The organism is Rhodococcus sp. DMU2021 (assembly GCF_019641445.1).
GTDB lineage: Bacteria > Actinomycetota > Actinomycetes > Mycobacteriales > Mycobacteriaceae > Rhodococcus > Rhodococcus pyridinivorans.
In genome coordinates this window covers 1-802 of the sequence record NZ_JAIFKB010000097.1, presented here as the reverse complement: position 1 = coordinate 802, position 802 = coordinate 1, and the positions used below count along the sequence as shown (strand labels likewise).

The following is an 802-nucleotide window of genomic DNA, read 5'->3' as shown; positions in this document are numbered from 1 at the left end:
AGGCCCACCAAGTCTACGTCCCCCTACCCCCATCTATCCGCATCGGCCACCGGAACCGGTGTCGTGTCGCACGCCGGAGCGGTCCTGCTGCTGCGCACCGCGGAGAAGACCGGCCTCGCTGCGGCGTTGACGACCGAACTCGCACCATATCGAAAACCGCTGGCCCGACACGATCCCGGCAAGATCGTGCTCGATCTCGCGACAGCACTGGCACTCGGCGGAGACTGCCTCGCCGACAACGCGCAACTGCGTGCTCACCCGGAAGTCTTCGGACAGGTGGCTTCCGACCCGACTGTCTCCCGCCTGATCAGCAGGTTGGCCGCCGACGCCGATACCGCCCTCGCCGCGATCGACCGGGCCCGCGCCACCGCCCGCACCCATGCCTGGACTGCCGCCGGTACGTCGGCTCCCGACCATGCCATCGGCGAAGCCCATCCGCTGGTCCTCGATATCGATGCCACCGAAGGTCACCGCACATTCCGAGAAGGAACAGGCCGCCCCGACGTTCAAGCGAGGCTTCGGTTTCCATTCGTTGTGTGCGTTCGTCGACCATGGCGCCGGCGGCACCGGTGAACCCGTCGCGATGCTGCTGCGGCCGGGGAATTCGGGGTCGAATACCGCTGCCGATCACGTCACCGTGGTGCAGGACGCACTGGCACAGTTGCCGTTCGACCCGGGATACCGGGTCGGGAAGAAGGTGCTGGTGCGTATCGACGGCGCCGGCGGCACCCACCACCTGATCGAGTATCTGACCAAGCGCCGGCTCTCGTATTCGGTGGGGTTCGGGTTGACCGACGCCCAC

General features: G+C 67.1%; 1 pseudogene. It reads left to right on the top strand.

The annotated features are described in order from the left end of the window. Positions 1-802, top strand: a pseudogene (locus tag K3M35_RS25810) (IS1380 family transposase); the annotation flags it as partial.